8 protein-coding genes are annotated in these 7,610 nt (G+C 72.4%); 4 read left to right on the top strand and 4 right to left on the bottom strand.

Going from position 1 to position 7,610, the window contains the following annotated elements:
• The coding region (locus tag VIM26_RS26180) for a glycosyltransferase family 2 protein (protein WP_331956267.1) at positions 1 to 960 on the top strand (960 nt) is incomplete at its 5' end.
• Positions 961 to 1,089: 129 nt separating this feature from the next.
• Here the strand turns inward: VIM26_RS26180 and VIM26_RS26175 are convergent.
• The gene (locus VIM26_RS26175) at positions 1,090 to 2,184 is read right to left on the bottom strand and encodes a glycosyltransferase (RefSeq protein ID WP_331956265.1); all 1,095 of its coding nucleotides are present in this window, start codon (positions 2,182 to 2,184) and stop codon (positions 1,090 to 1,092) included.
• A gap of 191 nt (positions 2,185 to 2,375) precedes the next feature.
• Between VIM26_RS26175 and VIM26_RS26170 the strand changes: the two genes are divergently transcribed.
• Positions 2,376 to 4,262: a hypothetical protein gene (locus VIM26_RS26170; protein WP_331956263.1), complete on the top strand. Its 1,887-nt coding sequence runs from the start codon at positions 2,376 to 2,378 to the stop codon at positions 4,260 to 4,262.
• Positions 4,263 to 4,293: 31 nt separating this feature from the next.
• On the opposite strand, the gene VIM26_RS26165 is transcribed toward VIM26_RS26170, so the two are convergent.
• Positions 4,294 to 5,424, bottom strand: coding sequence for a glycosyltransferase family 1 protein (locus tag VIM26_RS26165; RefSeq protein ID WP_331956262.1), 1,131 nt, complete (start codon positions 5,422 to 5,424; stop codon positions 4,294 to 4,296).
• Positions 5,425 to 5,541: 117 nt separating this feature from the next.
• On the opposite strand from VIM26_RS26165, the gene VIM26_RS26160 reads away from it, so the two are divergent.
• On the top strand, positions 5,542 to 5,997 hold the full coding sequence (locus VIM26_RS26160) for a hypothetical protein (RefSeq protein ID WP_331956261.1): 456 nt from the start codon (positions 5,542 to 5,544) through the stop codon (positions 5,995 to 5,997).
• Between the two features lie 259 nt (positions 5,998 to 6,256).
• Here VIM26_RS26160 and VIM26_RS26155 read toward each other — a convergent pair whose 3' ends face one another.
• Complete coding sequence (locus VIM26_RS26155) at positions 6,257 to 6,427, bottom strand: hypothetical protein (protein WP_331956260.1); 171 nt, start codon at positions 6,425 to 6,427, stop codon at positions 6,257 to 6,259.
• 224 nt (positions 6,428 to 6,651) lie between these two features.
• Between VIM26_RS26155 and VIM26_RS26150 the strand changes: the two genes are divergently transcribed.
• Positions 6,652 to 7,026 carry a DUF4214 domain-containing protein gene (locus tag VIM26_RS26150; RefSeq protein ID WP_331956259.1) on the top strand — a complete coding sequence of 125 codons (375 nt, stop codon included), beginning with the start codon at positions 6,652 to 6,654 and terminating at the stop codon, positions 7,024 to 7,026.
• Positions 7,027 to 7,082: 56 nt separating this feature from the next.
• Here VIM26_RS26150 and VIM26_RS26145 read toward each other — a convergent pair.
• On the bottom strand, positions 7,083 to 7,610 hold a 528-nt coding region (locus VIM26_RS26145), incomplete at its 5' end, for a lysylphosphatidylglycerol synthase domain-containing protein (protein ID WP_331956258.1).

The raw sequence follows: 7,610 nt of genomic DNA, 5'->3' as shown, positions 1-7,610 counted from the left end.
CACCTGAGAAGGACGTACATGAAGCTCTTCATCCAGGTCCCTTGCCTCAACGAGGAAGAGACCCTGCCCTCGGTTCTCGAGTCGATCCCCGCCTTCATCGACGGCGTGGACGAGATCGAGATCCTCGTCATCGACGACGGGTCCTCCGACCGGACCATCGCCGTCGCTCGCGAGCACGGCGTCAAGCACTTCGTGCACCACACCCGCAACATGGGCCTTGCCCGCTCGTTCCGCGACGGCGTCGACTACGCGCTCGCGCACGGCGCGGACATCCTGGTGAACACCGACGGTGACAACCAGTACCCGCAGGACCGCATCGGCGACCTCGTGAAGCCGATCCTGACCGGGGACGCCGACATCGTCATCGCGGACCGCCAGACCCAGACGATCGCGCACTTCTCGAAGTTCAAGAAGCTGATGCAGCGCGTCGGCAGCGGCGTCGTGAACCGGGCGGCCGACACCGAGCTGCCCGACGCCGCGAGCGGTTACCGCGCGTACTCGCGCGGCTCGCTGCTGCGGCTCAACGTCGTGACGCAGTTCAGCTACTGCATGGAGACGATCATCCAGGCGGGCAACAAGCGCCTGCGGATCGCGAGCGTCCCGGTCGTGACGAACGCCAAGACGCGCGAGTCGCGCCTGTTCACGAGCAACGGCCAGCACATGATGAAGTCGGCTTCCGCGATCACGCGCAGCTACCTCATGTTCAAGCCGTACGTCATCTTCGCGACGCTGTCCGTGATGTTCGGCGTACTGGCGGCGATCCCGTTCGTGCGGTTCATGGTCCTCTTCCTCGCCGGAACGACCCATGGCAACGTCCAGTCGCTGATCTTCGGCTCGATCATGTCGGTGGCTGCTCTGCTCTCGTTGGCGCTCGGGGTCATCTCCGACCTGCTGCGCACGAACCGGGTGCTCCTCGAGGAGCAGCTCGAGCGCATCAAGGAGATGCAGTACCGCCCATGAGCTGACGTTGCGGCGCCGCGCGTCGCAACTGCTCCAACGTCGACGAAAGGCCGTCCTTCGGGGCGGCCTTCCGCGTCGGCATTGCAGAGTGCGCGTGCGCGATGCGGCACCCGAACCGGTGGACGCCGATCAGGTCAGCAGCCGCCCGACCTCGGCACGCGGAGTTACCGCGGCGCGCCAGCGCGCCCGCTCTCGCAGCGTCAGCGGCAGCCGGCGGACGAACGCCAGCAACCCCCGCAGCCGTGCCCGGGTGACGTCCCGCGGCTCCGCGCGCCGCAGCTCCGCGAGCACCCAGCCGGCCGCCTGCCGGCAGAACGAGCCGACCGCCACCCTGCCCGGCGCATGCCGGGCGAACACCGTGAGCGAGTTGCGGGTGTTGTAGTACCGGAAGAGCGGGCTCGCGGCGTCCGAGCTCGCCGCATGCAGATGGCGCGCCACGGCGGCCTCGCAGTAGCGGACGGTCCAGCCGCCCGCCCGCAGGCGCCAGGACAGGTCCGTGTCCTCGTAGTACAGGAAGAGCTCGCGGTCGAACCCGCCGACGTCGTCCAGGGCCGCCTGCCGGAGCAGCGCGGCCCCGCCGCAGAAGCCGAACACGTCGGTGTCGTGGGACTCGTCGCCCTCGGTGCGCAGCCAGTCGCGGTCGGTGCCGGCTCCGCGGCGGGTCACCACGTTCCCGGTCGAGTTCACGATCCGCAGCGCGCCGGCCGAGCCGGCCGAGCCGGGTGCGCCGGCCCCGGCGGGAACGAGCCAGCCGTCGTCGCGCCGGAAGCTGCCGCGGGGTGCGGCACCCGCGGAGACCGCGCGCTCGAGGCGGAAGGCCCCAGCGAGCAGGATCTTGGCGGTGACGGCCCCGACCCGCTCGTTCCCGGGCGCCTCGAGGACCGCGAGCATCTCCTCGATCGTCTCTGGCGCAAACGTGGCGTCGTTGTTGAGCAGCGCGACGGCCTCACCGGTGAAGCCCGCCGCGCCGAGGTCTGCGCCACCCGCGAACCCGAGGTTCCGCTCGCTGGGCACCACGATCACGCCCGGGTAGCGCTCGGCGAGCAGTGCGGCCGTGCCGTCCTTCGACGCGTTGTCGACGACGACGATCTCGAGCTCGCTCGCGACGGTCTGCGCGAGGAGTGAGTCGAGGCAGTCGGGCAGCAGGTGGGCGCCGTTCCACGACACGACGACGGCTCGCACGCGGCTCGGTCGAGGCGGATCGTGCTTCTCGGTTTCCGGCATGGTGGCGGCAGCGTCCTGGATCGGGGGTCCGTGGCCGGCTGGCCTGCGGGCGCGCACAGTCTAGGGCGAGGGGGCGATTCATCCATTCGGCGCCTTGACTCAGGACAATTCGGACAGGACCGTTTAGGGCCTAGAGGGGCACAGCGGACAAAGGCGACGCCCTGCCATCGAACGTCGGTGAAGGGCAAGCCATGACTGCTCGCGTAGTGACGCGTGTGCGCGGACCTCGGTCGGTCGGGTACCTGGGCGTCGTGCTCGCCGTCGGCGTGGCCGGGCTGGTCGGGGCGCCGCTCGCGCAGGCCGCCACGACGGCTCCGGGGACCATGACCATCTCGGCCGGTTCGGTGCCCGCGGGCAGCACAGGCAACACCTTCACCCTGCGTTACACCGCGCCGGCGGCCGCCGCGGTGTCGGGTTCGGTCGGCATCCTGGTGCCGACGTCCGGCGCCCCGAGCACGGGCTTCCAACCGGCCCCGGCCGGCACGAACGTGACCGTCCAACGGCTCACCTGCACGTCCGCCGCCCTCGCCGGGACCCCGTTCACCACAGCCACCAAGACGAACTACCCCGGTGACGCGCCCGGGACCAGGATCAACATCGTCGCCAACTGCCCTGCGGGGCGCTCCTTCACCGTGACCTACACGGCGGTCACCGCGCCACGCAGCGCGAAGGCGTACACCTTCTTCACGACGATCGGCACGCTGCCCCTCGCCGCCCAGCCGGTCGAGACGGTCGCCGCCCGTGCGGCCACCTCGCTGTACGTCGCCGCGCCGACGACGGCGACCGCCGGCAGCCCGTTCAGCCTGCGCTACACCGCCAAGGACGTCTACGGCAACAACGCGACCAGCTATCGGGGCGTCGTCGGCTCCTCGAGCACCGACCCGGGCGCAACGGTCCTGCCCGCCAACTACACGTTCACGAGCGCCGACAGGGGCACCCACACGTTCGCCGGGGTGATCCTGCGCACGACAGGCAACCAGCGCATCGTCGCGCGGGACACCGTGAACGCCGCCGTCACCGGGTCGGACACCGTCGCGGTCAGCACGGCCGGCCACGCCGCCTTCGTCTGGGGGGCCAACGGCGGTGGCGAGCTCGGTGACGGCACCCAGACCATCCAGCCGACCCCGGTCCAGATGGGATCGGACACCAGCTGGGCCTCGATCGCGGCCGGCCGCACGCACACCGCGGCGCTCAAGGCCGACGGTTCCCTGTGGGCGTGGGGGCACAACGAGCAGGGTCAGCTCGGCGACGGGACGACCACCCTGCGCGCGACGGCGGTGCGGATCGGTACGGCCACCAACTGGGCATCGGTCTCGGCCGGCTGGCGCCACACGCTCGCCGTCAAGACCGACGGCACGCTGTGGGCCTGGGGCTACAACGTGCACGGCCAGCTCGGCGACGGGACCACGACCGACCGGCACTCGCCGGTGCGAGTGGGCACGGACACGCACTGGGCGTCCGTCTCGGCCAGCCGCGGCGACGGCTGGACCGTGGCCAGAAAGACCGACGGCACGCTGTGGGCCTGGGGCAACAACGACTTCGGCAACCTCGGCGTGGTCGGCGACGACCTGTCGACCCCGACGCAGGTCGGTACCGACACGCACTGGGCGTCGGTCGTGGCCGCGTCGCTGGCGACGGTCGCGATCAAGACCGACGGCACGCTGTGGGCCTGGGGGGTCAACGCGGGATCGGGCCCGACCGGCCAGGTCGGCACCGACACCGACTGGACCGGCCTCGCGGGCGGTGAGGACTTCCAGCTGGCGCTCAAGGCCGACGGCACGCTGTGGGGCTGGGGCTCCAACGTCTACGGCCAGCTCGGCGACGGCACCACGGAGTTCCGGGCGACGCCGGTCCGGGTGGGCACCGACATCCGCTGGGCCTGCGTCGCGGCGGGCCTCGGCCACACGGTCGCGATCCGGACCGACGGCTCGCTGTGGTCGTGGGGCGAGAACCGCGATGGCTCGCTGGGCGACGGCACGACCGTCAACCGTTCGACGCCCGGTCCGGTGGGCCCGACCAGCACCCACTGGACGTCCGTCGTCGCGGGCAGCGCCCGCGCGTTCGCGCTTCGGCAATGACCACGTCACCGGGCGGCGTGGCGGACTGACCTCAGCCGAGCGCCGCCCGGTACGCCTGGACGTGCAGCTCAGCGCACCGCTGCCACGTGTACAGCGCGGCGTTCTCGCGCGCGCCCGCCGACAGCTCGTTGTGCCGCGGCCCGACGGCGGCGACCAGTGCCGCCGCGACGTCGTCGGCCGACAGCGCATCGACGAGGATCGCGCCCCGCGCGCTGATCTCCTCCATCGAGGTGCCCGCCGAGGTCACCACGGGCACGCCGTGCGCCATCGCCTCGAGCACGGGCATCCCGAAGCCCTCCCAGGTGGACGGGAAACAGAACGCGCGCGCCCCCGCGTAGGCCCGTTGCAGGTCGGCCTCGTCGAGGCGGCCCAGGAGGTGCGCCCGGCCCGCCGGCAGCTGCGCGACGCGGGCCGCGACGTCGTCGGCCGCGCCGCCCCAGCCGGCGGGGCCGACCAGGACCAGGTCGAGGTCGGGCGCGTCCGCGAGCAGTGCGCCGAAGGCGTCGAGGAGCGTGGCGAGGTTCTTGCGCGGCTCGAGCGTGCCGCACCACAGCACGTACGGCCGGGTGAGGCCGCGGGATTCACGGAACGTCTGCACGTCGGCGCCCGGCACGGCCGGCGCGCGAACCCCGTGATGGATCACCCGGATGCGCCCGGCGTCGATGCCCTGGGCCACGCAGTCCGCCGCGGTCACGGCCGACGGGACGACGACGACGTCGGCCTCGTCGCGCGTGATCGCCAGCGCGCGCCGGAAGAAGGCGTTGCCGCGCGGCGTGAAATGGCTCGGGTCCCGCAAGAACGCGAGGTCGTGCACCGTCACGACGAGCGGCGCCGTGCCGCGCGGGATCGCCCAGGTGGTCGCGTGCACCACCTCGCGGTGTCGCCGCGAGGCCTCGCCCCGGCGGCCGCGGGGCCGGCCGCGGGACCAGAGCTCGTACAGCACCGCGCGGGGCAGCGGCGAGTGACGCACGTCCATCGCGGCGGGCAGCGCGCGCGACCCCGGCCCGGACGCGCGCGCGGCGAGCCCGGTGAGCGAGACGTCGGCGCGTTCGGCGAGAGCGCGGGCCAGCTCGGCGATGTACGTCCCGGAACCACCCGGGGCCGGTTGCCAGAGCTGTTCCACGGTCATCGCCACGGAAAGTCGGGCGGGCTCGGCGGTCACAGGGGGAGCCTAGGCGGTGCTCAGCTCCGGGCGTCCGCGTGCCGATGAGATCGAAAAGACGACGCGCTTGACGGGGCCGTGCTGCCGTCGCCCGACTCCGACACCGCAGGAGCTCTCGTGCGCACCATCTCCGGCAGCCGAGCCGTCGTCCTGGCCGGTCTCCTGCTCGGCTGCTCGGGGCTGGTCGCCTCGGGGGCGAGTGCCGCCGAGCCGGTCACGGTGAGCGTCACCGGGACCATCGACCACGTGGTGCTCGACAACGACGCCGCCGCCGGCGGGCAGCCCGACGACGCCCTGACCAGCACCGAGCCGTTCGTCTTCGTCGACGGGGTGCTGCACCGCCTCCCCGACGGGACGGCCGTCCCGCCCGGACCCTCGGGGCAGGACGTGGTCGTCACGCTCGAGGCGCCGCCCGGAGTGAGTGGTGAGGAGGCGCTCGTGCTCGCGGACGCGGACGTCGCGAGCCCGCAGGCACGCGTCGTGGAGGTCGTCGCCGGTCGTGCACGGACACCGAGTACGCCGACGGCGCCGACGTCATGGGCAGCGCGACGTTCCAGGCCTCGGGCAACCTGAACTCCGCGTTCGCGGACTACCTCGGGTTCGCGCACGTCCAGGCGATCCCGACGAACCTGGACGGGAGCCTGCCGCCGGTGGTCGTGCAGCTCGCCCCGCTGTCCCAGGTGACCGCGACCCGCGCCGTGAAGATCCAGCTGCCTGCCGGGGAGCTCTACGTCGACTTCCGCCCGGCCGTCGGCCGCGACGTGCGGATGCCGGCGTGGGCCGGGGTCCAGGTGCACCTGCGCACCACCGGTGAGTGGGGCGGCCCGGTGACCTATCTGCTCGACATGCAGCCGACCAAGACCACCCCGTTCACCTCACCCCAGCTGCCGGTCGGACCGACCTGGGCGATTCCGGACACCGGCCTGCTGCTGAGCGTGACCACCGTCGGGTCGACGGCACAGATCCAGCTCGCCTCGACCCTGGTGCTCGAGAAGTTCGTCACCCACCTCTACCGGGACCTGCTCGGCCGCGAGCCCGACTCGGTCGGCCTGCACGTGTGGGACCAGCGCACTGCGGGCCGGCCGGTCGCGGTCCTCGGTCGCGAACCACTTCACCTCCTCCGCGGAGTACCGCACCGCGCTGATCCGCGCCGCCTACCTGCACTATCTCGATCGGAGCCCCGACGCGGGCGGCGTCGCGGCCTGGCTGTCGCGGATGGCGGACGGGATGAAGATCCAGGCGATGGAGGGCGGCTTCCTGGCGTCGCCGGAGTACTACTCGCATGCCGGCGGGAGCGACGCCGCGTGGGTGCGCGGGCTGTACGCCGACGTGCTCGGGCGCACCGGCTCGCCGGCCGAGGTGTCCTACTGGGTCACCAGGGTCCGCACCGCCGGGGTCGGCCGCTACCGGGTCGCCATCGGCTTCCTGAACTCGACCGAGCACCTGGGCGCCGTCGTGAACGGCGAGTACCAGCACCTGCTCGGGCGCGCCGCCGACGCCGGCGGCCAGGCGTCCTGGGTCCACCTGATCCAGCTCGGCGCGCGCATCGAGACCGTCGTCGGCGCCATCGCCTCGAGCCAGGAATACTTCGCGAAGCCCTGAGCAGCGCCGGTGGATGACCGTGCTGCGCGGCGCGGATGCGTCCTGCTCGAGGTGAGCTAGCGGTCGGACTTCGCCAGGCGACGGTGCAGCAGCTCCCCGCAGACGGCGGCGCCGGCACCGAGCCCGTCGCCCGCGAGCATCAGGATCCGGGCGATCAGGGCGATGGCGAGGGCGTCCTGCCGGGCGACCAGGGGGGCGAGAACCAAGATCAGCACCGCCTCACGAGCACCCGCTCCGGCGGGCAGGATGACGAGGGCGAACCCGACCGACCAGGCGAGCGCGTAGCTACCCGTCGTCAGCAGGAACAACCCCTCCCCGGACGCGCCGATCCCGCGGGCCAGCAGGTACACCTGCGCCCCGAACATGGCGAACATCAGCACGCACCACGCGGCGCTCTCCAGGACGGCCCGGCCGGTGATCTGTTCGACCGACTCCACGGGCCGGCGCACGAGGCGCGACGCGATCAGGATCAGCCTGTTCAGCACCCGGGGAATCAGCGCGATCACGCCGCCAACGACGACGAAAATCAGCCACCAGTAGGTGAGCAGTGCCCCGCCCGAGCTCGCCGCGAGGCTCACGCCCTG

It is taken from the genome of Pengzhenrongella sp., assembly GCF_036565025.1.
GTDB lineage: Bacteria > Actinomycetota > Actinomycetes > Actinomycetales > Cellulomonadaceae > Pengzhenrongella.
The sequence above is the reverse complement of the archived record's forward strand: the minus strand, read 5'-3'. Positions and strand labels throughout refer to the sequence as shown.